This is a genomic window from Methylobacterium sp. B4 (assembly GCF_003201865.1).
Classification (GTDB): domain Bacteria; phylum Pseudomonadota; class Alphaproteobacteria; order Rhizobiales; family Beijerinckiaceae; genus Methylobacterium.
Genome location: NZ_QJJJ01000015.1, coordinates 72,929 through 99,214 on the forward strand (window position 1 = coordinate 72,929; position 26,286 = coordinate 99,214).

The 26,286-nt window shown below is 70.6% G+C and carries 24 protein-coding genes and 1 pseudogene; 13 read left to right on the forward strand and 12 right to left on the reverse strand.

The features are described from left to right. Positions 1-11 precede the first annotated feature (11 nt). The 8 genes from BY998_RS17210 to croR all read right to left on the reverse strand — a co-directional run bounded on the left by BY998_RS17210 (position 12) and on the right by croR (position 8,337). Positions 12-911, reverse strand: coding sequence for a type 1 glutamine amidotransferase (locus tag BY998_RS17210; RefSeq protein ID WP_110352835.1), 900 nt, complete (start codon positions 909-911; stop codon positions 12-14). A gap of 102 nt (positions 912-1,013) precedes the next feature. Then, entirely contained in the window at positions 1,014-2,207 is a 1,194-nt protein-coding gene (locus tag BY998_RS17215; RefSeq protein WP_110352836.1) for an ABC transporter permease, read from the reverse strand. Beyond that, entirely contained in the window at positions 2,204-3,166 is a 963-nt protein-coding gene (locus BY998_RS17220) for an ABC transporter ATP-binding protein (RefSeq protein WP_110352837.1), read from the reverse strand. Before BY998_RS17220 ends, BY998_RS17215 begins: the two co-directional genes overlap by 4 nt. Positions 3,167-3,173: 7 nt before the next feature. Continuing rightward, entirely contained in the window at positions 3,174-3,599 is a 426-nt protein-coding gene (locus BY998_RS17225; RefSeq protein WP_110352838.1) for a DUF2141 domain-containing protein, read from the reverse strand. After that, positions 3,596-5,188: a phytoene desaturase family protein gene (gene crtI / locus BY998_RS17230; RefSeq protein WP_110352839.1), complete on the reverse strand. Its 1,593-nt coding sequence runs from the start codon at positions 5,186-5,188 to the stop codon at positions 3,596-3,598. The genes BY998_RS17225 and crtI overlap by 4 nt, the downstream gene beginning before the upstream one ends. A gap of 124 nt (positions 5,189-5,312) precedes the next feature. Further along, a complete protein-coding gene (locus BY998_RS17235; protein ID WP_110352840.1) occupies positions 5,313-6,815 on the reverse strand; it encodes an ATP-binding protein in 1,503 nt (500 codons plus the stop codon). A 210-nt stretch (positions 6,816-7,025) separates the two neighbouring features. Then, entirely contained in the window at positions 7,026-7,856 is an 831-nt protein-coding gene (locus BY998_RS17240; protein ID WP_110352841.1) for an RNA methyltransferase, read from the reverse strand. Between the two features lie 7 nt (positions 7,857-7,863). Beyond that, positions 7,864-8,337, reverse strand: coding sequence for a 3-hydroxybutyryl-CoA dehydratase (croR, locus tag BY998_RS17245; RefSeq protein WP_003606989.1), 474 nt, complete (start codon positions 8,335-8,337; stop codon positions 7,864-7,866). Positions 8,338-8,637: 300 nt separating this feature from the next. Between croR and BY998_RS17250 the strand changes: the two genes are divergently transcribed. The 6 genes from BY998_RS17250 (at position 8,638) to BY998_RS17275 (ending at position 12,820) form a co-directional block, all read left to right on the forward strand. Further along, positions 8,638-9,270: a cation transporter gene (locus tag BY998_RS17250; RefSeq protein WP_110352842.1), complete on the forward strand. Its 633-nt coding sequence runs from the start codon at positions 8,638-8,640 to the stop codon at positions 9,268-9,270. Between the two features lie 41 nt (positions 9,271-9,311). After that, positions 9,312-10,160: a metallophosphoesterase gene (locus tag BY998_RS17255; protein ID WP_110352860.1), complete on the forward strand. Its 849-nt coding sequence runs from the start codon at positions 9,312-9,314 to the stop codon at positions 10,158-10,160. A 97-nt stretch (positions 10,161-10,257) separates the two neighbouring features. After that, positions 10,258-10,479 (forward strand): hypothetical protein, encoded by a 222-nt coding sequence (locus BY998_RS17260; RefSeq protein WP_110352843.1) that lies wholly within the window; start codon positions 10,258-10,260, stop codon positions 10,477-10,479. A 213-nt stretch (positions 10,480-10,692) separates the two neighbouring features. Then, the gene (locus tag BY998_RS17265; RefSeq protein WP_110352844.1) at positions 10,693-11,838 is read left to right on the forward strand and encodes an alpha/beta hydrolase fold domain-containing protein; all 1,146 of its coding nucleotides are present in this window, start codon (positions 10,693-10,695) and stop codon (positions 11,836-11,838) included. A gap of 88 nt (positions 11,839-11,926) precedes the next feature. Continuing rightward, the gene (locus tag BY998_RS17270) at positions 11,927-12,538 is read left to right on the forward strand and encodes a glutathione S-transferase (RefSeq protein ID WP_110352845.1); all 612 of its coding nucleotides are present in this window, start codon (positions 11,927-11,929) and stop codon (positions 12,536-12,538) included. A gap of 69 nt (positions 12,539-12,607) precedes the next feature. Beyond that, a complete protein-coding gene (locus BY998_RS17275) occupies positions 12,608-12,820 on the forward strand; it encodes a hypothetical protein (protein ID WP_110352846.1) in 213 nt (70 codons plus the stop codon). Between the two features lie 227 nt (positions 12,821-13,047). Here BY998_RS17275 and BY998_RS17280 read toward each other — a convergent pair whose 3' ends face one another. Further along, the gene (locus tag BY998_RS17280; protein ID WP_110352847.1) at positions 13,048-14,229 is read right to left on the reverse strand and encodes an amidinotransferase; all 1,182 of its coding nucleotides are present in this window, start codon (positions 14,227-14,229) and stop codon (positions 13,048-13,050) included. Positions 14,230-14,440: 211 nt separating this feature from the next. On the opposite strand from BY998_RS17280, the gene BY998_RS17285 reads away from it, so the two are divergent. The 6 genes from BY998_RS17285 to BY998_RS24795 all read left to right on the forward strand — a co-directional run bounded on the left by BY998_RS17285 (position 14,441) and on the right by BY998_RS24795 (position 20,734). Then, the gene (locus tag BY998_RS17285) at positions 14,441-15,568 is read left to right on the forward strand and encodes an HpnL family protein (protein WP_110352848.1); all 1,128 of its coding nucleotides are present in this window, start codon (positions 14,441-14,443) and stop codon (positions 15,566-15,568) included. Beyond that, positions 15,559-16,176, forward strand: coding sequence for an ABC transporter substrate-binding protein (locus BY998_RS17290; protein WP_110352849.1), 618 nt, complete (start codon positions 15,559-15,561; stop codon positions 16,174-16,176). The genes BY998_RS17285 and BY998_RS17290 overlap by 10 nt, the downstream gene beginning before the upstream one ends. Before the next feature lie 218 nt (positions 16,177-16,394). Next, positions 16,395-17,594, forward strand: coding sequence for a bacteriohopanetetrol glucosamine biosynthesis glycosyltransferase HpnI (hpnI, locus tag BY998_RS17295; RefSeq protein WP_110352850.1), 1,200 nt, complete (start codon positions 16,395-16,397; stop codon positions 17,592-17,594). Between the two features lie 57 nt (positions 17,595-17,651). Then, complete coding sequence (gene hpnJ / locus BY998_RS17300) at positions 17,652-19,076, forward strand: hopanoid biosynthesis associated radical SAM protein HpnJ (protein WP_110352851.1); 1,425 nt, start codon at positions 17,652-17,654, stop codon at positions 19,074-19,076. A gap of 129 nt (positions 19,077-19,205) precedes the next feature. Then, positions 19,206-20,048: a hopanoid biosynthesis-associated protein HpnK gene (gene hpnK, locus BY998_RS17305; RefSeq protein WP_110352852.1), complete on the forward strand. Its 843-nt coding sequence runs from the start codon at positions 19,206-19,208 to the stop codon at positions 20,046-20,048. A gap of 422 nt (positions 20,049-20,470) precedes the next feature. Next, positions 20,471-20,734: a hypothetical protein gene (locus tag BY998_RS24795; protein ID WP_245421628.1), complete on the forward strand. Its 264-nt coding sequence runs from the start codon at positions 20,471-20,473 to the stop codon at positions 20,732-20,734. A 19-nt stretch (positions 20,735-20,753) separates the two neighbouring features. Here BY998_RS24795 and BY998_RS17315 read toward each other — a convergent pair whose 3' ends face one another. Then, positions 20,754-23,402, reverse strand: a complete 2,649-nt coding sequence (locus BY998_RS17315) for an MMPL family transporter (protein WP_110352853.1) — start codon at positions 23,400-23,402, stop codon at positions 20,754-20,756. A gap of 743 nt (positions 23,403-24,145) precedes the next feature. Here BY998_RS17315 and hpnH point away from each other — a divergent pair. Further along, the gene (gene hpnH, locus BY998_RS17320; protein ID WP_110352854.1) at positions 24,146-25,309 is read left to right on the forward strand and encodes an adenosyl-hopene transferase HpnH; all 1,164 of its coding nucleotides are present in this window, start codon (positions 24,146-24,148) and stop codon (positions 25,307-25,309) included. A 136-nt stretch (positions 25,310-25,445) separates the two neighbouring features. Here hpnH and BY998_RS17325 read toward each other — a convergent pair whose 3' ends face one another. Continuing rightward, positions 25,446-26,123: a phosphorylase gene (locus BY998_RS17325; protein WP_110352855.1), complete on the reverse strand. Its 678-nt coding sequence runs from the start codon at positions 26,121-26,123 to the stop codon at positions 25,446-25,448. 23 nt (positions 26,124-26,146) lie between these two features. Next, positions 26,147-26,286, reverse strand: a pseudogene (locus tag BY998_RS24800) (sugar transporter); the annotation flags it as partial.

Consider the following 26,286-nt stretch of genomic DNA (forward strand, 5'->3'; position numbering starts at 1 on the left):
GGCGGGGCGGGTCAACGTGCCACCCGGTCGCGCTCCCGCCCTTTCACGCCCCGGATTGTGGATAGAAGCGCCAGGAAGTTGCCGATTTCCCGCCGCCGCTGCCCGGATTCGAGGATGTCGCTGCCGAGACCGAGACGCCAGGCGCGGTGGCGGCGCGTGAGACCCTCGCTCCCGGCCAGTTCGGCGATCTCGCCGGCATAGGCCTCGACGGCGGCGCGATCCGGGGCGAGCCCCTCGCTGACGACCTCGTCCGCGCTGAGCCGCAGCATCGCCGCGAGTTCGTCGAGGTCGGTCTCCGGATGGTACTGCGTGCCCCAGAACAGGCCGCTGCCCCGGCGGATCTCGATGGCCTGCACGTCGAGGACGGCGTTGGCCGCCAGCACGCGCGCGCCGGGCGGCGCCCCGGTCACGGCGTCGAGATGGATCGCGGGCGCGTCCCAGGCCGAACCGCGGCCGGCGAGCAGGGGATGCGCGCGGCCGTCATCGACCGGGGCGATACGCCGGGCGAAGCCGTATTCCGGACCGCGGGGATTGCGGCCGACCTCCCCGCCGGCCACGGCGGCGGCGACCTGCATGCCCCAGCACGAGCCGAACACGGTGAGACCGGCCTCGAATGCCGCGCGCATCAGCGCGAGTTGACGCTCCACCGCCGGGCCGCCATCGGCGAGCCGCAGGGTCGAGCCGGTGAGGACGAGGCCGTCGAAGGCGGCAAGGCCGGTGCCGCGGGGCAGGGCGGCCTCAAGGCCGGCATCGGCCGGGTTCACCAGCGTGCAGGCCATCTCCGGCGCGAGATCCTTCACCACCGAAGCGAAGGCCTGCGAGGTCGTTTGCCCGACGGCCGCCTCCCGCTTGGCGCGGCCGTCGCGGTCGTTGCCGTCGGCGATCAGCAGGCGCAGCATCGCATGGGTCATGGGGTATCAGGTCGTTCCGGCAGGGATCGGGTCCGATCGGCCTGCCTGTGCCCGATCCCGCCGCTCCGGTCGCGGGTGCGGGTCGCCGCGAGGCGATACGCCTCAGACGCGCCTGCGCCCGGCCACCCCGACCGCCACCGCCAATCCCGCGGCGGCCAGCCCCGCCAGCACGCCCCAGGCGGGCAGCGCGGCGGCGGCGCCCTCGCCGAGCGCAGTCTGGTAGGCCTCGATCGCCCAGGCGTTCGGGGTGAGCCAGCCGGCCTGCTGCAGCCACGGCGGCATGAGGAAGCGGGGCACCATGCTGCCGCCGACCGCCGAGAGCAGCAGCACGCCGAAGGTCGCGGCCAGATGCGCCTGTTGGCGCGTCGCCGAGAGGGCGCAGGCGGCGAGCGCGAGGCCCGCAGCCATGGCCGAGACGAGCGCCGAGGTAACGAGCCAGCCGATCCAGTGCGCGCGGATGTCGACGCCGTGCAGGAGCGCGGCCGCCGAGAAGATCAGCCCGGCCTGCACCACGCCCTGCCCGAGCAGGAACAGGAATTTGCCCATCACGATGACCGGCAGGCCGCCGGGGCCGGCGGCGAGGCGGTCGGCCAAGCCGCCCTCGCGCTCGTCCACCAGGGAGAGCGCCCCCTGCATGGCGGCAAACAGCAGGAACACGGCGGTGATGGCGCCCGCGTAGTAGCTCACCCGGTCGTTGCCGCCTCCGCGGGCGGTGGTGCGGGTCTCGACGATGCGGGCGAAGGAGAAGGGCTCCTTCTTGGCGCGCTGCTCGGCGAACGCCTCGTCGAGGAAGGCGCGCTCGTCGGCGCCGATCTTGCCGGAGCGCTCCACGTCCGCGACGATGCGCGAGAGCACCACGTCGGGCAGGGCCTCGTTGAGGACGCGCTGGAGCTGACCGAGCGCGATCGGCGTGGCGAGCGCCCGGGAGGGGTTCTCGATCAGCAGAACCGGCTGCCCGGCAGCATTCGCCTGCGCCGACAGGTCGCCCCGCAGCACCAGCGCCACATCGACCTCGCCGCGCCGGACGGCGGCGATGGCCGCCTCTTCCCCCGTTCCCGGAAGGCGCTCGATGCGCAGGCTCGGGTCGGCTTCGAGCGCGCTCACGAGGCGCTGCGTGGTGGCGGTCCGTGCAAGGTCCGCCAGCCCGAGATGGATGCGGATGCGGTCGCCGATCGCGCCGGAGAAGATCGCGGCGAAGATGACGAAGATGACGGTCGGCAGCACGAAGGCCATCACCAGAGCCGCGCGGTCGCGCAGCAGCGAGAGCCACATCACCCGGAAGGCCGCCGCGATCATGCCGCCGCCCCGCGATCCGGCGCCAGCGCATCCCGGTAGAGCGTTTCGAGGCCGGGGCGGCGCACGCGGATCTCGGTCGCCGGCACGCCCTCCGCCCGCAGGGCGGCGAGCAGGGCCGCACCGTCGAGCCCGCCCGCGGCGCCGTGGTCGGCCCGCCAGAAGCGCGGATCGGTCCCGTGCGGCGAGAACCCCGTCCGGCGCAGGGCCGCCCCGGCCGCGGCGTCGGGCGCGCCCTCCAGCACCGCCTCGTGCTCGGGCGGCGCCTCGTTGAGCGGGCGCATCAGCTCGGCCAGGGCGCCCTCGCGGCGGATCCGCCCGTCGGCGACGATGGCGACCCGGTCGGCCAGCCGCTCGGCCTCGGAGAAGTCGTGGGTGCTCAGGACGAGGCCGGCGCCGTCCGCGCGCAGCTTCGCCAGCACCGCGTGGATCGCCGCGCGGGCTTCCAGATCGACGCCTTGCGTCGGCTCGTCGAGCAGGATCAGGTCGGGGGCGGCGAGGAGACTCGCTGCGATGTTCACCCGGCGCTGGTAGCCGCCCGAGAGCGTGGCGACCACCTGACGCCGCACGGAGTCGAGAGCGCAGCGCCCGGTCACCGCCTCGACGGCCCGGCGCCGCTCCCCGCGCGACAAGCCGGCGAGCCGCGCGAAGACGTCGAGGTTCTCGCTCACCGTGAGCCGCGGATAGAGCGCGATCTCCTGCGGCACGAAGCCGATCCTCTCGCGCACCGCGCGATCGGCATGCGGGTCCCCGCCGAGAACGCGCACGGAGCCGGCATCGGGCTTGAGCCGCCCGGCGAGCAGGCGGATCAGGCTGGTCTTGCCGGCGCCGTTCGGCCCGAGCAGCGCCAGCGTGGTGCCGCGGGAGAGAACGAGTTCGACGCCGCGCAGGGCCGGGCGGCCACGATAGGCGAGAGCGGCGCCCTCGACGCGGGCGAGGGGCGGGGCGGCGGGGGCCATCACCGGCCCGTCAGCGACGCGGCAGCGGGCGAGCGAGACGCACCCGGATCGAGGCGCCGGGCTCGCGCAGGGCGAAGCTCGCCTCGACGAAATCCGGTCTGGCCCGACGCCCGACCGCGCCCGAGAAACCGTAGGGCTCCAGCGGCAGGCCGAGCCCCGTGCGGTCGAGCCGGCCGTTGCCGTCGCTGTCCTGGAAGGCCGCGACCGCCCAAATCCCGGGGGATATGCCGGTGAACACGAAGCGCGACTGGGACCCGCGGACGGGGGCGCTTCGGCCGACCGGGCAGGCGGCCTCCGACAAGCCGCCCTGGCAGAGGGTGACGTAGACTTCGCCCGCGCCCGGCTCGGCCCCTTCGACGACGACCTCCACGCTCGCGGCCCGCGCCGGGCCGGCGAGCACGGCCAGCGCGGCGAGGCTCGTGAGGGCGCGCCTCAACTCGGGTCGCCCTGCGTGGCGAGCGGCGAGGTGCCCGGAAGGTCCGCCAGGATCGCGGGGGCCTTCTCCCGGGCGAGATCCTCGATCAGCAGGCGCGCGGAGATGCGCGCGCCCTCGTAGATCACCGGAAGGCCCGAGCCCGGATGCGTGCCGCCGCCAACGAGGTAGAGGCCCGGCCCGAAGCGGTTATGGGGGCGGAACCACAGCATCTGGAGCAGGTCGTGGGCGAGGTTGAAGGTCGCGCCCTCGTGCACCGCGAACTCGTCGCGCCAGTCGCGGGGATCGACCACGCGCTCGTAGCGGATGCGGCTCTCCAGGTCGGGAATTCCGAGCAGCTTCAGGCGCTCCAGGATCAGCTCGCGGTAGGAGGGACCGACCGCCTCCCAATCGATGCCGGATTTCAGGTTCGGCACCGGCACCAGCACGTAGAGCGACGTGTGGCCGGGGGGCGCCATGCCGCCATCGGTGAAGCCTGCGTGCTGCACGTAGATCGAGGGCTGCATCGGCAGGATGCCGCCGGTGATCTCGGTGATGTTGCGCTCGTACTCCTTGGACAACAGGATCGTGTGATGGCCCAGGCTCTCGGGCATTTTGCCCTCGATGCCGAGGTAGAGCATGTAGGTCGAGCAGGAGAGGCGGGCCTTGCCGATCTTGGCGTCGCGCCAGCGCGGGCGGCGCTCCTCCGGCACGAGATCGCGGATCGCCTTGGCGAAATCGCCGTTCACGACCACCGCGTCGGCCTTCAGCGTCTCCCCGCCGACGACCACGCCGCAAGCGCGCTTGCCCTCGAACAGCACCCGCTCGACGGTCTGGCCGAGGCGGATGTCGACGCCCATGCGGCGGGCGAGCCCCGCCATCGCCTCCGACACCGCGCCGCAGCCACCGACGGGGTGGTAGACCCCGTGCTCGTATTCGAGGAACGAGAGGATCGTGAACAGGCTCGGGCAGCGGAAGGGCGACATCCCGAGGTATTTGGTCTGGAACGAGAAGGCGAGGCGCACCCGCGGATCGGCGAAGTAGCGCCTGAGATCCCGGTCCACGCTGCGGCCGGGATGGAGATGGGGCAGGGCGGCGAGCATCGCCGGGCTCGCCATCGACAGGAAATTGTCGAAGGGCTGTTCCAGCACCGGCTTGAAGTAGTTCAGCTTGGTCCGGTTCTCGGCGAAGAACTTTTCCACGTTCTCGGCGTCCGCCGGGGCCAGGCGGGCGATCTCCTCCTTCAGCCGCGGCACGTCACCGGTCGCGCGGATCTGCCCCGAGACGCCGCCCTCGCCCTCGAAAACGAGATTGTATTGCGGGTCGAGCCGCTCCAGGCGGACATGGTCCTCCAGGCGCTCGCCGCAGGATTCGAAGATGTCGGCGAGGATCTGCGGGTAGAGGAAGAAGGTCGGGCCGATGTCGAAGCGGTAGCCGCCCGGCGCCTCGACGGTCTTGGTGCGCCCGCCGACCGCCGCGTCGCGCTCGATCAGCGTGACGTGCAGGCCGGCCTTGGCCAGGAGCAGCGCCGTGGCGAGCCCTCCCGGCCCCGCTCCGACGACGATGACGCGACGGCCCGACAGGGTGCGCAAACCTTCACGCGACTTCAACAACGCCCCAGGGCTCCTCGATCCGCACGAAAACGTGACGGGCAATCTTGGCCGGAAGCGCGCGGCCGGCAAGTCGCGCGGATTGTCGCGCGCGATTTTCTTGGGCTGCGTCGGGTTCCAGCCCGGATCACGTCCGACCACGCCGCCGAAGCGGCACCACCGCGGCGGCCCCGATCTGCGGCCCGGTCTCGGCATCGAGATCGGGCACGGCGATGATCGGCGCGCCGCGCAGATCCCGGCGCATGACGATGGCGCCGCGCTCCTCCAGATAGCCGAGCATGCGCCGGGCGCGACCCGCGGAGCTCGTGCCGTAGGCTTCCGCCAGGGCAGCGTCGGAGGGGCAGGGCGCGTTCTGAAGCGCGGTGCGGGCGATCAGCAGGAACAGCCCGGCGAGATCCTCCGGCAGGCCGGCGGCGATCCCCTGCGCCCGCTCCCAGGCCGGCCCCTCGGCCATGGCCTCGTCGACGCCGGCCCGGGCCACGGCGAGCCGCCGCTTGAACTCGGGCAGGCCCATCGCCTCGCCGCCGATCCGGCGGATGCGGCAACGGACGGTGAAGTCCTGGTAGAGGGTCGCGGGCGTGCAGGCGGCGGCGTCCGAATCCGCCAGCACCGAGGCCAGCACCTCGGCGATCGCCGCCTCGCGCTCGGCCGGGTCCATCGGCTCCTCCTCCGGCAGATCCTCGCGCACCGGCGGCCGGTAATTGGCGAGCTGGACCAGCACGTCGGGCCCGGGGGCGCGCACGGGCTTGGGCCGGGGACCGAGCGGAAGTCGCGCCTCTTCCTCGGGCGAGGCGGTGAGGATCAGGGCGCGGGCCTCCTCGCCCATGGTGGGCAGGGGCAGAAGGGCGGGAGCGGCGTTGCGGCTCTCCGTTACGGTCGGACCGATGGCGATGGGCAGCGGGCGCTTCGAGATCGCGGGCCCGAGGCCCACGAAATGGCCGCGCGCGAGGTCGCGAAAGGTCTCGGCCTGACGCCGATCGAGGCCGAGCAGGTCGGCGGCGCGCGCCATGTCGATGTCGAGGAAGGTGCGGCCCATCAGGAAGTTCGAGGCTTCCGCCGCGACGTTCTTGGCGAGCTTGGCCAGACGCTGCGTAGCGACGATGCCGGCGAGCCCCCGCTTTCGCCCGCGGCACATCAGGTTGGTCATGGCGCCCAGCGAGAGGCGGCGGGCCTCGTCGGAGACCTCGCCCGCGGCGGCGGGGGCGAAGAGCTGCGCCTCGTCCACCACCACCAGCATCGGGTACCAGAGCGAGCGGTCGGCATCGAACAGGCCGCCGAGGAAGGCGGCGGCCGCGCGCATCTGGTCCTCGGCGTCGAGCCCTTCGAGCGAGAGCACGACCGAGACCCGGTGCTCGCGCACCCGGGCGGCGATGCGCAGAAGCTCGGCCTCGTTGCCGTCCGCCTCGACCACGACGTGGCCGTAGCGCTCGGCCAGCGTGACGAAATCGCCCTCCGGGTCGATGATCGCCTGCTGCACGAGGCCCGCGCTCTGCTCCAGCAGCCGGCGCAACAGGTGCGATTTGCCGGAACCGGAATTGCCCTGGACGAGCAGGCGTGTGGCCAGCAGCTCGGTGAGGTCCATCGTCCCGGGCCTGTCGCCGGCCCGCCCCAGATCGATCTCGTAGCCCATCCCGTACCCCGCTGGCGCCCTGGCTGTCTAACATGGGCGGGCGGGGCAGGGTCCGCGGCGGGCCGGGCCGTCCACAGGCGGGAGGCCGCACCCCGCGCCGTCAGCGCGAGGGGAAGCGAAGCGATCCAGGGGCGCCACCTCTCCGGATCGTTCGGAGCGCTGGATGGCTTCGGCTCCGCCTCGCCATGACGGAGCGGATTGCCCGCCGGCTCAGCGGCCTTCGCAGGCGGCCCCGCCTCCGAGCCGCCGCCCTGTCAGATGATGCAGCGCGATCGCCCCGGCCGTCGCCACGTTGAGGGAGTCGAAGCCCGGCGCCATGGCGATACGCACCCGGCGGGCCCGGGCCATCAGCGCGTCGGGCAGGCCGGGCCCCTCGGTGCCGAGGAGTAGCAGCGTGCGCGCCGGCGGCTCCAGCGCGTCCAGCGTCTCGCCGCCGCCGGGAGTGAGCGCCAGCGGCGCGAGGGCGTGGCGCTCGGCCAGATCCAGCAGCGCCGCCCCGCTCGCCGCGCGGGCGAAGGGCACCGTGAGCGCCGCGCCGGCCGAGACGCGAATCGCCTTGCGGTAGAGCGGGTCGCAGGTGGCGGCATCGAGCCAGACCGCGTCGGCGCCGAAGGCGGCGGCGTTGCGGAAGAGGCCACCGACATTGTCGTGGTTGGTCAGCCCCACGAGGCCGACCACGAGGGCCGGGGCAGGGGCGGGCGGGATCAGCGCCCCCGGTGCCGGCTCCTCGCCGCGCAGGCCCACCGCCAGCACGCCGCGATGGATCGGGAAGCCTGCGACCGCGCTCATCACGTCCCGGCCGGCGAGGTAGACCGGCGGCCCGCTCTCGCGAAACAGGTCCGCGAAGGCCGGCCAGCGCTCGGGCGCCAGCAGGACCGATTCCGCCGCGAAGCGGGCGCGGGCTGAGAACAGCATCCGCAGGGTCACCTCGCCCTCGACGATGAAGCGGCCCTGGCGCCCCACGAGGTCGCGCTCGCGCACGGCCCGGTAGGCGGCGAGCCGAGGGTCGTCCGGGTCGTCGATGGCGATCGGTTCGGACAATGGCGGGCTACGCCCGGCCGCCGCCCATGCGCATGGCAAGCGGGTCCGCCTCTTCCTTCTTGGGCACCTTCACCAGGGCCTCGCCGTCGAGCACCACCTCGTCGCCGACGGAGCAGGTGCAGGCGAGGCGGGCGCGGCGGCGCTCGGGGATCAGTTCGGCCACCTCGACCTTCACCTCGACGATGTCGCCGATGCGCACGGGCGCGCGGAAGTTCAGGGTCTGCGAGATGTAGACTGCGCCCGGACCCGGCAGGCGGGTGCCGAGCACCGCCGAGATCAGGCCCGCCGTGTAGAGGCCGTGGGCGATGCGGGTGCCGAAGGGCGTGCGCGCGGCGAAGTGCTCGGAGAGATGGATCGGATTGCGGTCGCCGGTGATCTCGGCGAAGCCCACCACGTCGGAGGAGGAGATCTCCTTCTTGAGGATCTCGGTCAGCCCGACTTCGAGATCCTCGAAGTACAGCACGCGCAGTTCAGGCAACATCGTCGAGGCCTCCTCGGTCCGGGCCGCTCGATGGAGCGCACGGCAGCCCTTTGGCAAAGCTTTCGCCTCGCACAGGCGTGCGCGCAAATCCAGCCGGACAATAGGGCCAATGCGGACGCAGCGGCGTGATCCGGTTTCCGGTCGATCCGATCGGAGATCGTTCACCCGCGCCCACGCGGCGCCTGAGCGAAGCCCGGAGCCGCGACCCCGAAGGATCGGCCGGATTGCGGACGTGCCCTCGACAGGGCCGGGTGCCTCGGGCAATCACCGGCCCGCTTCCACCTGCCATGGAACCCGCCGGTGCCCCACCCGCCGCCCACACCGAGCCTGCGCCCCGTCGTCGCCCGCGTGGCGGCGCTGAATCTCGGTTACTTCGGCATCGAGATCACGGTGGCCCTGGCCATCGGCTCGGTGGCGCTCATCGCCGACAGCCTCGACTTTCTCGAAGACGCCGCGATCAACCTCCTGATCTTCGCCGGGCTTGGCTGGAGCCTGCGCAACCGGGCGCGGCTGGGCACCCTGCTCGCCGCCATCCTGCTGGTGCCGGGCCTCGCCACGGCCTGGGCCGCCTACGAGAAGTTTTCCGACTTCACCGCGCCGTCCCCCGTGCCGCTGACCCTGACCGGGATCGGGGCGCTTCTCGTCAACCTCGCCTGCGCGCTGATGCTGGCCCGCCACCGGGACGGCCACGGCAGCCTGACGCGGGCGGCCTACCTCTCCGCCCGCAACGACGTGGCCGCCAACGTGGCGATCATCGTGGCGGGTCTCGCCACGGCCGTGATCCTCGCGCGCTGGCCCGCCTTCGCTCCCTGGCCGGACCTCGTGGCGGCCCTGGGCATCGCCATCATCAACGCGGATTCGGCCTTCGACGTGCTCAAAGCCGCCCGGCGCGAGTGGCGGGCCGCGGCCGAGGCCGCCCGCGCAGAGGCCTGACCTCGCCCTCGATCTTTCCCCAAAACCTGTTCCGGACAAACGTGCTGCGCCTCTTTCCCCTCTCCGACCTGCATCTCGAACGGCGCCGGCCCGATCTGATCCCGCCGCCGTCAAACCCCTTCGACGTCCTCGTCTGCGCGGGCGACCTGCACGAGGGCCAGCCCGAGGCCGGACTCGCCACGGTGCTGGCGCTCGCGGGCGAGCGGCCGGTGGTGCTGGTGCCGGGCAACCACGAGCACTACGCCCCGACGGGCGACCCGCGCACCGCGTCCGAACTCCTCGCCGCCCTGGAGCGCGAGGTCGCCCGGCTGAACGGGCTGGGGCAGCGCATCCACCTGCTCCAGGGTGGGCAGGACGCGGTGATCGGGGGCGTGCGCTTCGTCGGCACGACGCTCTGGAGCGACTGGTCGCTTGCCGGGCGCTGGCTCGCCGACGACACGCCCGACCGGCCCGACGACCCGGTGGCGTACGCCGCCGCGCGGATGACCGATCCCGTCACCGGCTCGCGGGAGTATCGCGGCTCGATCCGCCGGGCCGACCGCCAGCCCTGGTCGCCGGCCGATGCGATGGAGGCTCATTCCCGCGAGAAGGCCGCCCTGCTCGAAAGCCTCGCCCGGAGCCATCCGGGGCCGACGGTCGTCGTCACGCATCACCCTGCGAGCCCGCTCGCCGCCGACGCCTTCCGGGATGCGCCGGGCGTGCCCTGGTGGGTGCCGGCCTTCTACGCCACCACCGTCCTCGACGACCTGCCGGACGCCGTCCGGCCCGCGGCCTGGATCTCGGGTCATTTCCACGCCGGCCACGACATGCGCGTCGGACGCACCCGCTGGGTCGCCAACCCGGTGGAGGGCGGGACGTTTCGCAACGACCTCGTCGTCGAGGTCGCGTAGCGGACCTCTCGACGAAACCCCGGAGCCGGCTCACGCGTAGGAGACGGCACCTGCCTCAAGGCGGGGAAGACCGACAAAAGATCCGGGAGATTCGTCCATGAACGCCTTCATCGCCGTGGTGCTCGTCTGCGCCAACGCCGTTCCGCAGCAGGATTGCAACGACGAGCGGGCGAGCGAGGTGCGCAAGGTCAGGGTGGCGAACGAACTCGGCTGCACCAGCGGCTGGCAGGAAATCATCGCCCGCACCGACCTGCGCGACGAGGTCGGCAAGACGAGCTATCTCAAGACCGAGTGCCGCCGGGTGAAGGAGCGGGACTAGAATCTATCCCGACACGCTCGATCAGGATCGTCCCGCGCCCGTGAGAACGGCACGACCGGAGTTTCCCGGGAGACACTGACTCGGGGAATAGTCGCCGCGAGCCGCTCCGGCGTCGCCTCGGCGCCGGAATCTGCTATTCAGGCGCGGTCGGATCCGAATATCCGCCCGCGCGGACGGGTCCGGCCCATAGTTCTCCGGATCGTCGAGAGAGTGATGCGCCTGAAACCCGGACCCGCCGCCCTGCGCCTGCCCGTTCTGGGCGTGCTGGCCGCCTTGTCCGTGACAGCGCCTTCCCTCGCCGCCGCGCCGCCCAGCCAGCCGACGGAGGGTCCGGGCGGGATCGGCGACAAGTCCGCCACCATCGCCAAGCGCGCCGTGGGCCGGGCGAGCGGAGCGAGCTACGTCTTCCACAAGGCCGGCCCGGCGCCGGAGGGCGGACGGCCGGTCGCGGTGTTCCTGCACGCCTGGGGCGCGCCGAACCCGCAGGCCTACGGCGCCTGGATCGACCATCTCGCCCGCCACGGCTGGCTCGTGCTGTTCCCCCGCTTCCAGGAGGTGAACCGCACCCGCCCGGCGGACGCCCCGGCCATCGCCGCGCGCCTCCTCAAGTCGGCACTGGCCGACCTCGCCAACGACGCCGACGCCCGGCCCGACACGAGCCGCCTCGCCCTGATCGGGCATCTGGCCGGCGCGCCGCTCGCCGCCCACCTCGCGGCGGAGGCCGAGAAGGAGGGCCTGCCCGCGCCCAAGCTTGTCTACGTGACGATGCCCGGCGGCATCGCCCGGGACGCCAAGTCCCGCGGCATCCCCCTGGGCGACCTCGACGGCATCGCCCCGAAGACCTTGCTCGTCACCGTGATCGGCGACCGGGACGCGCGGGCCGCCGACGCCGCCGCCCGGCGCATCCTGCGCGACGCCCATTCCGTGCCGCCGGAGCGCAAGTTGTTCGTGCGCGCGCTCTCCGACGACCACGGCTTCCCGGCGCTCACCGCGACGCTGGCCGCGCCCGCAGGGCTCGACGCCGCCTATGACGGCGGCGCGATCAAGCTGCCCCCGGACCCGCCGGGCGAGAAGCCGCCGCCCTTCCGCTGGTCGGCGGACATGGCGCTGTCGGGCGAGCAGACGACCCTGGTTTCGCAGATCAACAACGCCCGCGCCGACAGCCTCGACTACCTCGCCTTCTGGCGCACCTTCGATATGGCGGCTTCCGCCGCCTTCGCCGGCAAGGACGCGACGAGCCTGAAGAACGATCCCGCTTTCAGCGACATGCGCCGCTGGGGCGACGGCTGGCCGGTCAAGCGCCTGGGCGTCGAGATCCCGAAAGCTCCGACCGCGGCCCCCGCGGCCGTGCAGCGCTGAGTCACGGCTCGAACCCCGATCCCACCCGGCACGCGGCCCCGTCCGGGCCGGTGCCCGCTCGCAAACCAGGAAGAGTGCCGTCAAGCCGATGAAGCTGTTTCACTCGCACAGCTCGCCCTTCGTGCGGAAGGTGATGGTCGCGGCCCAGGAACTCGGCCTCGCCGAGCGGCTGGAGCTGCTGCCGAGCGCCGTCCACCCGGTCAAGCGCGACCGCTCGGTGCTGGCGCAGCACCCGCTCGCCCAGGTGCCGACGCTGATCCTCGACACGGGCGAGAGCCTCGCCGACAGCCGGGTCATCTGCGAATATCTCGATGCGGAAGCCGGCGGCCGGCTGTTCCCGGCGCAGGGCCCCGCGCGCTGGCGGGCGCTCAACGAGCAATCCACCGCCGACGGGGTGCTCGATGCCGCCCTGCTGATCCGCTACGAACTCACGGCGCGCCCGGAATCCGAGCGCTCTGCCGCCTGGATCGAGGGGCAGACCGCCAAGATCGAGAGCGCGCTGGCCTGGTTCGAGGAGGGGTCGGACGAACGCGCCGATCGCGTGGATATCGGCACCATCGCGCTCGCCTGCGCGCTGGGCTATCTCGACCTGCGCTTCTCCGACATCGCCTGGCGCGACGACGCCCCCGATCTGGCCGCGTGGTTCGCGCGCTTCGAGGAGCGGCCTTCCATGGTGGCGACGCGCCCGCCCGCGGGCTGAACCGTCGAGGGGTCTTCCGGCTGGCTCAGCCCTTGCTAAGCTTGGCCGTCCCCACCGGGAGGCCCCGTCATGCCCGACTTCGTCGCCGCCGCCCTCGCATCCGTGACCTTCTGTCTCGCCGTCGTCGCGCTCAACGCGTTGACGCGCCTCGCCCTCCAGGTCCAACTCGCGCCGGACGGGCTCGCCGAGAACGGCTTTCTCCAGTTCGGCGGCGCGCTGGTGCTGGCGCGCACGACCTACCGGCGCGCGACCCGGGTACCGGGACGGCTCATCGGCGACTGAGCCGCGCCTGCCGGTAAAGACGTTCCGGCCGAGAGGCTTATCCCGGGACGTTGTGAATCCGGATTGCTTCGGCTTCACCTCGCCATGACGCAGAGACCTGCGCCGTCATCGCGAACGACAGCGAAGCGATCCAGGCACCGCGCCGGCGCCGAACACGAAAAAGCCCGCCGGCGGCAACACCGCGGCGGGCTCCGGCACGAGACCCGCCCGAGGGCGGGACCGTGTCCCTAGAAGTACGACTTCAGCACGCCCCGGCGGCGCACGTCGAGCGTGGCGCAGTGGAACGAGCCGCCGAAGGGGCCGTAGGACAGGAACGGCGCCGGGATCGGATCGAAGCCCCAATCCTTCAGGGCCTTGATCAGGGTCGGCTGGCTCTGGTCGACGACGATCTTCTTCTCGTCGATGGCGAGCACGTTGATCGAGGTCCAGGGCGAGCACATCGAGATTTTGCTCATGAAGCCCTCGACCGGGTCGGGGCGCGGCGCGATCAGCACGTCCCACTTCTTGAGCACGGCCGGCAGCTTCTCGACATCGATATAGTCGGGATTGACCAGCACCTTGCCCGGCGCCAGCGGCATGAACGACGAATCGATGTGCATCGGCTGCGGGCAGCGGCTCTCGATCTCGTGGATGCGGAAGCCGGGGCCGAGGTGGCGGCGCAGCCACTCGATGCCCATCAGGTTCGTCACGTTCGAGCGGGTCACGAACAGATCGCGGCCGCAGCGCACGAAGTCGGCCGCGTCGAAGACCGGCTCGAACTCGTTGACCGTGAACTGCATGGGCTCGCCGGCCTTCAGGTTCGGCACCCGGTAATCGTAGTTGTAGAGGTCGTCCGTCAGCTGAGGACGCGGCGCGGAGGTCCAGCGCGCGCCGGCGCGGAAGTACTCCTTGAAGAGCGAACGGTAGGCGTCGCCCTCGAAGTAGCGCGAGCGCCAGCACATCGGGCTCTCGATGATCTCGTCGCCGATCACGAGGTACGGGTCGCGCGGGCAGGCGACGCAGAAGCCGCGCGAGGTCCAGCGCGGGGCCTTGAACTTCTTCGAGAAGTCGACCGGGTCGGGACGGCGCACCTTCACGCCTTCGCCGGCCAGGATATTGATGAAGTTGTCGAGCTCCTGTTGAGCCAACTTCTTCATGAACTTCGGATACTTCCAGCCGGAGGCGAAGCGGTAGAACGGCTGGGCCGCCCGCGGCAGGTTGAAAATCACGGTGAGGTGATGGGTCGGGATCGTGGCGCCGTCGAGCGAGCCGACGATCACCTCCTCCAGCGGGTCCCACTCGTTCCAGGCCATCACCGGGCTGCGGGTGGCGGGGATGTCGCGGCGGGACTCGTAGCCCTCCGAAAGGCCCCTCGTCGAGGCGTCGTCGACCAGGGCGGAATCCGCCGTGATCTGCGGCTCGCGATCCATTATCGGCTCCATTGAAGCGGCGTCTCGCGACAATCGTCGCCAGCGTCCACCGCGGGCGCCGCTTTGCTCCCCGGTGTGTCAATCGGGTGATAGACAGGGCTGGGCAAAGCTGCAACCTGCGGAAACGCTCCGCAGCGTCGGCCAAGCTTCGAAGGCCGGCACGGGTGGGATTTCGACAACACTAGCCTTCGCCGATTATCGAAAGAGGCTGATGAAGCGTCTCACTACACTGGCATCGATCGTTGGATTGGGTACGGCGCTGGCGCTGTTCCTGTCCTCCGGCGTGTCCGATGTCACGGCCGCGCTCGTCGGCGCGGGCTGGGGCGCCGTCGTCGTCGTGCTCGCCCGCTTCGCCGCGGTCGCCTGGGCGGGTCTCGGCTGGCACGTGGTCTTCCCCCGCGGCGCCGGCCCCACCTTGCGCGACTGCATCTCGCTGCGCTTCGTGCGCGAGGGCATCAACACGCTTCTCCCGGTGGCGCAGGTCGGCGGCGACCTCATCGGCGCGCGCCTGCTCATCCGCCGCGGCACCCCGGGCGGCATGGCCGGCGCCAGCATGTTCGTCGACCTGATGACCCAGGCGATCACCCAGCTCCTCTTCACGGTGGCCGGGCTTCTGCTGCTGATCCAGATCACCGGCGACGGGCCGATGGTGCGCACGGTCGCGGGCGGCGTGCTGATCGCCGTGCCGGCGCTCATCGCCTTCTACGTCATCCAGCGCCGCAGCGGTCACCGCCTGATCGAGGCGGCGCTCAGCCGCTTCGCCGCGGGCCGCGAGTGGCGGGCGCTCGGCGCCGTCGACGTGCTCTACGAGAACCTGCGCCGCCTCTACGGCAACCGTGCCCGCGTCGGCGCCGCCCTGCTCGTCCATCTCGTCGGCTGGGTCGTCGGCACGGTCGAGGTCTGGATCGCGCTCAACGCGATGGGCTACTCGATCAGCTTCATGGACGCTCTCGTCATCGAGAGCCTCGCCCAGGCCGTGCGCGGCGCCGCCTTCGTGGTGCCCGGTGCCATCGGCGCCCAGGAAGGCGGCCTGATCGCCCTGTGCGCCCTGTTCGGCATCCCCCCGGAGGCCGCGCTCGCCCTCTCACTGGTCAAGCGGGTGGCCGACCTCGCCGTCGGCCTTCCGAGCCTCGCCCTCTGGCACCTGATGGAGCGCAAGGCCGCCGCCACCGCCGAGCCGGACGCGGCCGATGCGGTGCGCGAGGGTCTCGGCGCGATCCGGGCGCGGCTCGGCCGCCGCCTCGCTCCGGCCCCGCTCGCCCCGGCCTATTTCCCGGCCGCGCGGAATCCCGCCCTTTCCCCGGACAACGAAGCTGGAGCGCTCCAGAAGTGCGCCTGAACCGCCGCACCCTTCTCGCCGCCGCCGCGGTGCTCGCCGTCTCGGGGGCGCCGCAGGCCGCCAGGGCTGCGGAGGATCCAGCCGTCGAGCCGATCCGGCGCCTCTACGCCAAGTTCGAAGAGGCGCTGAAGAACGGCGCGGGCGACCTCAAAGCGCGCCTCGCCATCGTCGGCGACACCTTGGCCGCGACCTTCGACACGGCCAGCATGGTGCGCACCGCCGTCGGTCCGAAGTGGAAGAGCTTCAAGCCCGAGCAGCAGGAAGCTCTGACCGAGACCTTCGGCAAGTACTTCGTCACGCTCTACGCCAACCGCCTGTCGCAGGCGGCGGGCGGCAAGTTCGAGATCAAGCCCCAGAGCGAGGCGCGCGGGCCCAACCGCGTCGTCTTCACCCGGGTCTCGAACAAGGACGGCGACGATTCGGAGGTCGACTACGTCGTCAACCCGGAGAACCGGGTGCAGGACGTGCTGCTCAACGGCAACGTGAGCGAGGTCGCCTCCATGCGGGCGGGCTTTTCCGACCCGCTCAAGACCGGCGGCGCCGACGGTTTGCTGAAATTCATGCGTGAACGCACCGACGGGATGCTCGCTGTCAAAGTCTCGCCTTGAGACCCGTGTCCTAGGACGTCGCTCCGAAAGCCGGTCGTCGGCTTTCGGGACGATTCCGGAGCAGCGCTCTGCCCGAAACGGAGACCGGTTCGGGGGTCGGGAGCGCCTTACAGCAGGGCATCGGAGCCGCGCCCGGCGGGGCACGGCCTCAGGGCCCGACCAGACGCCCCGCCGCGGCGGGGATTCGATAGCCAGTCAGCAGCGAGCAACGCGGCGCCATGGACCTGAACGAGCTGCTGGGCTGGATCGCACCGCTTCTGCTGACGATGGCGCTGGCCGGCTGCGTCTACGCTCTGCTCGCCGCCTGGCTCACCGGCCGCTTCGCCGACCGCGCCGCGCCGGCCGCCCTGGCACCCGACGCGCCCCGCCCCGGCGTGACGATCCTCAAGCCGCTCTGCGGCCTCGAGCCGGACCTGTTCGAGAATCTCGACAGCTTCTGCCGCCAGGATTACGCCGGCCCGGTACAGGTCGTGTTCGGGGTACAGAACGCCGCCGACCCGGCACTTGCCGTGGTGCAGCGCCTGCGCGCGGCCCATCCCTCCTTGCGCCTCGACCTCGTGGTGGATGCGAGCCAGCACGGTTCGAACCGCAAGGTCTCCAACCTCATCAACATGTCGGAGAAGATCGCCCACGAAGTCGTGGTTCTGGCCGACAGCGACATGTCGGTGCGCCCCGACTACCTGGAGCGCGTCGTCGCCGCCCTTTCCCAGCCGGGCGTGACCGGCGTCACCTGCCTCTATCACGGCGTACCGGGTGAGCGCGGCCCCTTCGCTCAGCTCGCGGCGCTCGCCATCGACGTGCAGTTCGTGCCCAACGTCATCCTCGGCACCAGCTTCGATCTCGCCCGGCCCTGCTTCGGCTCCACCATCGCCATGACGGCGGCGTCGCTCGCCCGCATCGGCGGCTTCCGCGCCTTCAAGGACGATCTGGCCGACGACTACGCCATCGGCGAGGCCCTGCGCGCCGACGGCGGCCGCATGGCGATCCCCGCCTTCACCATCGGGCATGCCTGCGTCGACACCGACCTCTCCGGCCTGTGGCGGCACGAGTTGCGCTGGAACCGCACCATCCGCAACGTCGATCCGAAGGGCTATGCCGGCTCGGTCGTCACCCACGCCTTCCCGCTGGCCCTGCTCGCCGCGCTGATGCCCGGCGCCGGCATCGGCGCGCTGGCGGTGGCCGCGCTCGCGCTCGCCTGCCGCATCCTGCTGTGCCTGCGCATCGAGCGCGCCTTCGGTCTCGCGCCCCACGCCTACTGGCTGTTGCCGATACGTGACATGCTCTCCTTCATCAACTTCACCTGGAGCTTCGTCTCGGGTGCGGTGACATGGAAAGGTCACGATTACCGTGTGGTTGCGGACGGCACGCTCATTCCGGAGCACGGCCTCGGTCGCGAGTCGCGCGCGACGTCGGTCTAAGCTTCAAACCATTCGCCCTCTACAGTCATTCGCTCGAGCCTTGAGGCCTTGAACCCCATGCGCACGCTTTTCCTGCAGGCCCCCACCTTCGACGGCTTCGATGGCGGCGCCGGCTCGCGCTACCAGGCCAAGCGCGAGATCAAGTCGTTCTGGTACCCAACCTGGCTGGCTCAGCCGGCCGCGCTGGTGCCGAACTCGAAGCTGATCGATGCGCCGCCGCACAACATCAAGCTTCAGGAGATCGTGGCCCAGGCCAACGATTTCGACCTCGTGGTGCTCCATACCTCGGTCCCGTCCTTCAAGTCGGACGTGAAGACCGTCGAGGCGCTCAAGGCCGCCAACCCGCGGCTGATCGCCGGCCTGATCGGCGCCAAGGTCGCGGTCGATGCCGCCGGCGCCATGGCCCAGGCCCCGGCCATCGATTTCTGCGCCCGCAACGAGTTCGACTTCACCGTCAAGGAAGTCGCCGACGGCGTGCCGATGTCGGAGATCAAGGGTCTGTCCTATCGTGACGCCAACGGCGTCGTGGTCCACAACGAGGACCGCGAAATCATGACGGACATGGATCAGCTGCCCTTCGTCACGAGCGTGTACAAGCGCGACCTCGAGATGGAAAAGTACTTCATCGGGTACCTCAAGCATCCCTACATCTCGTTCTACTCGGGCCGCGGCTGCAAGAGCCGCTGCACCTTCTGCCTCTGGCCGCAGACGGTCGGCGGGCACACCTACCGCACCCGCTCGGTCGCCCACGTGATCGAAGAGATCAAGTACTGCCTGAAGGAATTCCCGCAGACGAAGGAGTTCTTCTTCGACGACGACACCTTCACGGACAATCTCCCGCGCGCGGAAGAGATCGCCCGCGAGCTGGGCAAGCTCGGCGTAACCTGGTCGTGCAACGCCAAGGCCAACGTGCCCCGCGAGACCCTGAAGGTGCTCAAGGAGAACGGCCTGCGCCTGCTGCTGGTCGGCTACGAGTCCGGCAACCAGAAGATCCTGAACAACATCAAGAAGGGCATGCGCGTCGAGGTGGCCGAGAAGTTTACCAAGGACTGCCACGACCTCGGCATCGCCATCCACGGAACCTTCATCGTCGGCCTGCCGGGCGAGACGAAGGAGACGATCCAGGAGACGATCGCCTTCGCCAAGCGCATCAACCCGCACACCATCCAGGTCTCGCTGGCCGCGCCCTATCCGGGCACGTTCCTCTACAAGCAGGCGGTCGAGAACGGCTGGCTCGATGTCGAGAATGCCGAGCTGGTCGATGAGAACGGCGTGCAGATCGCGCCGCTCCACTACCCGCACCTCTCGCACGGCGAGATCTTCGCCGCGGTGGAAGAATTCTACCGGAAGTTCTACTTCCGCGCCCCGAAGATCGCCTCGATCGTGAACGAGATGGTCCGCTCGCCCGACATGATGAAGCGTCGCCTGCGCGAGGGCGTCGAGTTCTGGCACTTCCTCCGGGACCGCAAGGCCGCCGCGTAACACTGCTCCGCCGCGCGACCGAGCAAACAGGAAAGGCCGGGCACCCGCCCGGCCTTTCTTGCTTCCAGGGCTCTGCCATCGACCCGCGAGAGGGCAGGCCCTCTCGACACCCGTGATGAGGGGATTTCCGTGAAGCGACTGGTCGTCACCGCCGACGATTTCGGCTTGAGCCAGGAGGTCAACGAGGCTGTCGAGCAGGCCCATCGCGAGGGGGTTCTCACCGCCGCCAGCCTGATGGTCTCCGCGCCCGGTGCCGCCGATGCCGTCGAACGAGCGCGCGGGATACCCTCACTGCGGATCGGGCTGCATCTCGTCCTGGTCGAAGCATGGCCGACCCTGCCGCCCGAGACGCTTCCCGACCTCACCGACGGGCAGGGGCTGATGCGGCGCGACATGGAGCGCCTCGGCCTCGACCTCGCCCTCAAGGCCAGCGCGCGCCGGCAGCTCGCCGCCGAGATCACCGCGCAGTTCGAGGCTTTCCGCGCGACCGGCCTGCCGCTCGATCACGTCAACGCCCACAAGCATTTCCATATCCACCCGCTGATCGCCGGGATGGTGCTTCGGATCGGCCGCGCCTACGGGATGCGGGCGCTGCGGGTGCCGCGCGAGCCGCGCGACCTGCTCCGGCGCGCCGAGCCCGTCTTCCAGGGCAAGCCCGCCCTCGACACGGCGCCCTGGGCAGCGCTCCTTGCCGTGCGGGCACGGCAGGCGGGGCTGCTGATCCCGGACCGGACGCTCGGCCTCGCATGGTCCGGGGCGATGACCCCGGACCGGGTCACCGCCCTGCTGCGTCACCTGCCGGACGGGCTGACCGAACTCTACACCCACCCCGCGACCTCGGGCGGCTTTGCCGGGGAGGCGCCGGGTTACCAGTACGCGGCCGAGCGGGACGCGCTGATCGCGCCGCAAGCGCGGGAGGCCGCCGACCGGAGCGGCGCAGCGCGGGGAGGCTTCTCGGATTTTCTGCCGTAGGCCTCCCCAGAAGGGCTGACCGCCGGCCCCGGGGCGTCGGCGTCAAGGCGCCGCCCGGAGCCTGATCGAGATCAACGCGATCCGATCCGATGGAGAGCATCCTTCACCGGAAGCCGTGGCCGACGCTCGAAAGTCCGCAGGGGCAGGCATGCGGAAGGCGGCGGAAAAGCCTCCCGCAGGGTCAGCGTCGAGGACGCGAGGAACGCAACCGCCATGAGACGACGCACCACCGCCCTCGTTGCCCGGATCATCGCAGTGGGTCTGACCGGCACGGCCGCTTCGGCGGCCGGACTCGATTGCGGCCCGCCGCCGCCACCGCACCCGGACGCCGACGCAGCCCTGACCCAGGCAATCCTCTCGCCTCGGTGGTCCAGCGTCTCAGGAGCCAAGGCGTCTCGCGCGCGGTCATCTTGGATCGCGCGGTGGCCATCTACTGCCCACTCGTCGCCAAGGATGAGAGCCTGACGCTCGACCGCCAGCGGGAGGCGGTCCGGCGCTTCGCTTCCGTGCTGACGAGCCTCGTCTACGATCCCACCGATCCGACGCAGGGCGAGACCGCATTCATCCTGAGCCTGCCGGTCAAGCCGGCACTGTCGCTCCAGATCGATGCCGCCGCGGCCAAGGCGGGACTGACCCGCGACGCGTGGATCCTGCAGGCGATTCAGGCCCGTCTGGAGAGCGACTGACGCAGCTCCGCCGACCGCCTTACTTCACCGCGACATGCTCCCGGGCGACCGTGCCCGGCAGGCGGCCGGCTTCCTCGCCTTCGGGACGGCTCGCATCCGGCTGCTTCGGGGGCGGGCCGAGGAAGGCCGGAACCACGAAGAAGGCCGCGATCAGCGTGAAGAACAGCGACAGCGCGAGCAATTCGCCCATGCTGGCCGTGCCCGGATGGCTCGACAGCATCAGCGAGCCGAAGGCGGTGCCCGTGGTCAGCGCGGAGAAGAAGATCGCCCGCGTCAGGCTGGAGGCCAGCATGTCGACGACACCCGCCCGCCACGCGATCACGTAGTAGATGTGGAAGGCCACGCCGACCGCCAGCATCAGCGGCAGGGCGATGATGTTGGCAAAGTTCAGCGGCATGCCGATGACCTTGAGCGCCATCAGCGTCCACAGCGTCGCCAGCACCAGCGGGCCGAGCGTCATCGCCACGTCCCAGGGTTTGCGCAGCGCGACCGAGAGCAGGATGAAGATCAGCGCGAGCGCCGTCAGGCCGGCCTGCACGAAGGCACCGAGGATGGTGTAGCTCGATTCCGTCGTGGCGATCGGCGCGCCCGTGGCGTGGGGATCGATCGTCTGCACCTCCTTGGCGAAGCGGCGAAGCACCTCGTCGTCGTTCGAATCGCCCTTCGGGTGGACCTCGATGCGGGCGCGACCGTCGCTCGTCACCCACTCGGCCTTCAGGGGCTTGGGCAGGTTGTCGAGGGTGATCTTCTTCGGATCGAGCAGCCCGGACAGGCGGCTCATCAGCGTCTTCAGGTCGGTGGTGAGCGCGACGCTGGCAGCCTCGCGCTTCTCGGCGGGGGCGGCGGCGAGGGTGTCGAGGGTGCCCGACAGGCGGTCCGCCGCCTTGGCGCCGGCCGTGTCGCCGCTCGCGATGGTCTTCAGTGCCGCGGCCGTCTCCTTGAGCGCCTTGACGTTGTCGGCATCCGTCGGCGGCGGCGGCTTGCGGGCCGGGTTGAGGGCCGGTCCGAGAAGCTGCGCCGTCTCCTGGATCGTGGCGAGCTTCTGGTCCTGATCGCGGGGCACGAAGGTGTCAATCGAGATCACCTTGGCGACCGTGTCGAGACCCTCAAGGCGCTTGGACAAGTCCGGCACCGCATCGACGTTCGGGGCGAGCACGTCGATCGAGTTGGGGCTGGTGGCCGGGTCCTTGATCAGGTCGAGATAGGTCGCGATCGATTCCACCTTCGGGCTGCGCAGGTGCATCGGGTTGGAATCGAACGGCAGCTTCAGGAGAAGCGGGATGCCGGCGAGGGTGATCAGGCCGACGACGATCAGGACCCACTTGCGGTGCTCGACGATCCAGTGATCGACGCCCGCCATCCAGGTCGTCTCCACCGCCCGCTTCTCGCCGCGCGGGTTGAACACCGCGATCAGGGCCGGGAGCAGGGTGAGCGAGAACAGGTAGGCCACGATCATGCCGACGCCGGCGATGAGGCCGAGTTCGGACACGCCGCGGAACTGCGTGGGCAGGAAGGCGAAGAAGCCCGCCAGCAGCGAGACCGCCGCCAGCGTCAGCGACCAGCCGACCCCGCGCGACGCGCCGCGGAGCGCGGCGTCGACGCTGCCGAGTTCGTAGCGGTCGGCCCGGTAGCGCACGGCGAACTGGATGCCGAAATCGATACCGAGGCCCACGAACAGGGCGGCGAAAGCCACCGAGATCGGGTTCAGCTCGCCCACCATGGCCAGACCCAGAGCCGCCGTGACGACGAGGCCCGAGAAGGTCGTGATCAGAACGGCGATGACGAGCGGGCCGGAGCGGAGCGCCAGCCACAGGAACAGGACGATGGCCGCCGTCGTCAGCGAGTAGTTGAGGAAGGCGTCGTCGGCGAGCGTGGCGAACTCGTCGTCGGCCACCGCGACCGGGCCGGTCAGGCGGATGCGCAGGCCGTGCGCCGCATCGATGTTCTGCTCGGCGGCGACCCGCCGGATCAGCTTGGTCGCCTCGCGACCCGGCTCCAAGGCGTTGTAGTCGAGCACCGGCTGGATCATCACGAACTTGCGCGTGTCCGTGGTCTCGCTGCGCCCGCCCGCGAGCAGGGTCTGCCAGGACATGCGGGCGCGCTGCCCGTCGAGCACCTTGCGCAGGGTCTCGTCGATCTGGGTCATCGGCTGGGCGAGATCGTCGAGCTTGGCGTCGCCGCTCTTCACGCCCTTCACGCCGAGGCTGAGCACCCGCATCACGCCGCGCAGGGAGGGATCGGCGGCCAGCGGCCCGAGCAGGCCCTGCTGCTCGATCAGGCGCTCGGTGGCCTGCTCCAGTTCCTGCTGCGACATCAGCAGGAAGCCGTTGCGGTCGAAGAAGGGGCCGCCGTCGGGCCGGTAGACCGTCTCGATCTCGGAACGGTAGGATTTCAGGGCGTCGGCGAAGCGCGCGGCGGCCTCCTCGGCGATCTCCGGCGTCTCGCCGTCGATCACCGCGGCGACGAGATTCGTCCGCTGAGGGAACGCCTTCTCGAAGGCGATCTCGTCCTGGCGCCAGGAGACGCTCGGCTCGATCAGCCGCTCGACATCGGTGTTGATGCGGAACAGGTGGGCGGCCGCAGCAGCCCCCGCGATCGTGAGGAGCGCCGCGGCCACCAGAACCAGCCAGCGACGCCGGACGGAAAACGCGACGAGACGTTCGATCACGTAAAACCCTGCCTGCCTAGCGATCCGGTCCGACACCCCCGTGACGACGGTCCGGGACGTTTTTACGGTCCCGTTCCCTCCCGCGACACAGGACGCGGCGTCCTCAGAAGGCGGCGGCGCGCCGAATCGATCCTCGTCATGACCCGCCGGACGTGACCCCCGGGGGGTAGGAAGCCCGGATGGACGCCGCCGGTCGGCGGTCCCTTCCCGGCGGACACGGACCGCGCCTGGACGAGACTCCGAAGAGACTCCACGCCGATCATCCGTGTCGTTGGCGCGCTACCTACTTGTCCCGGCGAGGGAATGCAACGCGCCGGCACAATCGCCGGCAACCCTCGCGGGGCAGTGCGATTTCGCACCGCACCCGAAAGGCCGAGGCGCCCAGGGTCCCAGCGGAGTTCCCAGCGGGCGACTCGGTAGCTGGACCGAGGGCGGTCCGGCGGCACGGGGCGCACACGATATCGTCAACGATCCGGCCGTCCTTGCTTGGCTCAAGTTTCGCAAGGTCAAAAATCCGCCGCAGAACCCGGAAATCAGCAGATCATTCCCGTTTCGGTCCGCCCAGCCGAAGGCCTCACCCCGATGCCTGAAACCGCCTGCGCGTCCGCGACGACACAGTCAGCACAAATCGGGCGCGTCAAACGCCCTCTCGGAATGATTCCAGCCTAATGCGCTGGAATTCTTGTCCTTCTCACGCTAATCAGCCCGGCTGAATCCGGGAACAGCATTCAAGGAGCCGCGTCTTGGGAATCCCCATACGGTACGTCGCGAAGATCGGCGGCTACATCCTCAAGCAGCACCTCACGGGGCGGAAGCGCTATCCGCTCGTCATGATGATGGAGCCGCTGTTCCGCTGCAATCTCGCCTGCGCCGGCTGCGGCAAGATCGACTACCCCGACGAGATCCTGAACAAGCGCCTGCCGGTGGACGAGGCGCTCGAATCCGTGCGCGAGTGCGGGGCTCCCGTAGTCGTGATCGCGGGTGGCGAGCCGCTTCTCCACAAGGATCTGCCGCAGATCGTGCAGGGCATCATCGCGCAGAAGAAGTTCGCGATCGTCTGCACCAACGCGCTGCTCCTTGAGAAGAAGATCAAGGAGTACAAGCCGAGCCCCTACTTCACGTGGTCGATCCATCTCGACGGCGACAAGGAGATGCACGACGGCTCGGTGTGCCAGCGCGGCGTCTACGACAAGGCGGTGGCGGCGATCGCCAAGGCCAAGGAGATGGGCTTCCGGGTCACCATCAACTGCACCTTCTTCAACAATTCCTCGCCGGACAAGATCGCCGACTTCTTCGATTCGGTGACCCGTATGGGCATCGACGGCATCACCGTCTCGCCGGGCTACGCCTACGAGCGCGCGCCCGACCAAAAGCACTTCCTCAACCGCAAGGCGACCAAGGACCTGTTCCGCGGCGTGTTCCGGCACGGCAAGGAGAAGGGCCGCGAGAAGTGGACCTTCCAGCAGTCGGGCCTGTTCCTCGACTTCCTGGCCGGCAACCAGACCTACCACTGCACCCCGTGGGGCAACCCGACCCGCACCGTGTTCGGCTGGCAGAAGCCCTGCTACCTGCTCGGCGAGGGCTATGCCGCGACCTTCAAGGAGCTGATGGAGGAGACCGACTGGGACGCCTACGGCACCGGCAACTACGAGAAGTGCGCCGACTGCATGGTCCACTCGGGCTACGAGGCCTCCTCGGTGGTCGACTCCGTGCGCAAGCCCTGGAAGCCGCTGGTGCACGCGATCCGCGGCATCAAGACGGAAGGCGACATGGCGCCGGAGGTCAGCCTGGAGAACCAGCGCCCGGCCGAGTTCGTGTTCTCCCGCAACGTCGCCCAGAAGCTCTCCGAGATCAAAGCCTCGGGCGTCGACACCAAGCAGGAAGCCCGCAAGCGCACCGCCGCCTGAGGGCTCACGTCGGCAGACGTCCAACGAAAAGGCCCGCGCGGTTCCGCCGCGCAGGCCTTTTCATGTCCGGGCTCCAATCATGGCGTCGGAGAGGACTCGAGGCGGAGTCCAGGCGCCGGAGCGACCCATCCGAGGCTCAGGGCAGGCCGAGACCGGGGCCGAGCCGTGCCCGGCAGCGCGTGAGTGCAGCAAACGCCGCCGAGGAGTCGCGGCCGAGCCGGATCAGCTCGCCGATCCGGGCTCGACCGCTCAGCAGCGCCCCGAGCACCGCCCGGAGATCCGGCTCGCCCGCGGGCGTGAGGGCCGAGGCGGCGAAGGCGGGCAGGGCGCGTCCGGCAGGATCGCAGACGACGCGGATCGCCGCGAAGGGGAGGGCGTGGCGGGCGGCGTAGGCGGCCGCCACGTGGGATTCCATGTCGACTGCCAGGGCGCCCGTACGGGCGTGCAGCGCCGTCTTGTCGGCCACCGCCATGATCGCGACGTCCGAGCCCGCAAGGCCGCCGGCGACGACGCGATCCCGCGATCCCGCGAGGCGTTCGGAGAGATGTCGGGCGAGATCGGAATCCACCGGATCGCGCCCGTCTGCGTCGAGCCGGGTGCAGACGACCACGTCGCCTGGCCGGAGGGCCGGGTCGAGCCCGCCGGCGATGCCGAAGCTGATCACCGCGCGCAGTCCGGCGGGCGGGCGCCCGTCGAGGACAGTCCGCAACCGGGCGGGATTGCCTCCGGCCTGGATCGTCTCGACGCCGGGCCCGGCGGCGATGCGCGCCTCGCGGGCCAGCCCGACCACGGCGAGAACCGTCCCCGCGCCCATCGGAGCGGCCGCCGCGCCGCGGCTCACCGCTGGCGCGCGACGGAGTAGAGGGAGGCGCCGGAGGCGACCGGAGCGGCCACGGTGGAGAACACGCCGAGCACCTTGCCCACCTCGGCGAACGGCGCGCTCGACACGTAGACGAGGTCGCGGTTGCGCATGCGGA

Coding starts and splice junctions, on each gene's coding strand:
- croR (WP_003606989.1), bottom strand. CDS start 8,337: ATGTTGCCTGAACTGCGCGTGCTGTACTTCGAGGATCTCGAAGTCGGG.
- hpnI (WP_110352850.1), top strand. CDS start 16,395: ATGGACCTGAACGAGCTGCTGGGCTGGATCGCACCGCTTCTGCTGACG.
- BY998_RS17285 (WP_110352848.1), top strand. CDS start 14,441: ATGAAGCGTCTCACTACACTGGCATCGATCGTTGGATTGGGTACGGCG.
- BY998_RS17215 (WP_110352836.1), bottom strand. CDS start 2,207: ATGATCGCGGCGGCCTTCCGGGTGATGTGGCTCTCGCTGCTGCGCGAC.
- BY998_RS17325 (WP_110352855.1), bottom strand. CDS start 26,123: ATGGGCGCGGGGACGGTTCTCGCCGTGGTCGGGCTGGCCCGCGAGGCG.
- BY998_RS17260 (WP_110352843.1), top strand. CDS start 10,258: ATGAACGCCTTCATCGCCGTGGTGCTCGTCTGCGCCAACGCCGTTCCG.
- BY998_RS17235 (WP_110352840.1), bottom strand. CDS start 6,815: ATGGGCTACGAGATCGATCTGGGGCGGGCCGGCGACAGGCCCGGGACG.
- BY998_RS17275 (WP_110352846.1), top strand. CDS start 12,608: ATGCCCGACTTCGTCGCCGCCGCCCTCGCATCCGTGACCTTCTGTCTC.
- BY998_RS17280 (WP_110352847.1), bottom strand. CDS start 14,229: ATGGATCGCGAGCCGCAGATCACGGCGGATTCCGCCCTGGTCGACGAC.
- hpnJ (WP_110352851.1), top strand. CDS start 17,652: ATGCGCACGCTTTTCCTGCAGGCCCCCACCTTCGACGGCTTCGATGGC.
- BY998_RS17210 (WP_110352835.1), bottom strand. CDS start 911: ATGACCCATGCGATGCTGCGCCTGCTGATCGCCGACGGCAACGACCGC.
- BY998_RS17270 (WP_110352845.1), top strand. CDS start 11,927: ATGAAGCTGTTTCACTCGCACAGCTCGCCCTTCGTGCGGAAGGTGATG.
- BY998_RS17265 (WP_110352844.1), top strand. CDS start 10,693: ATGCGCCTGAAACCCGGACCCGCCGCCCTGCGCCTGCCCGTTCTGGGC.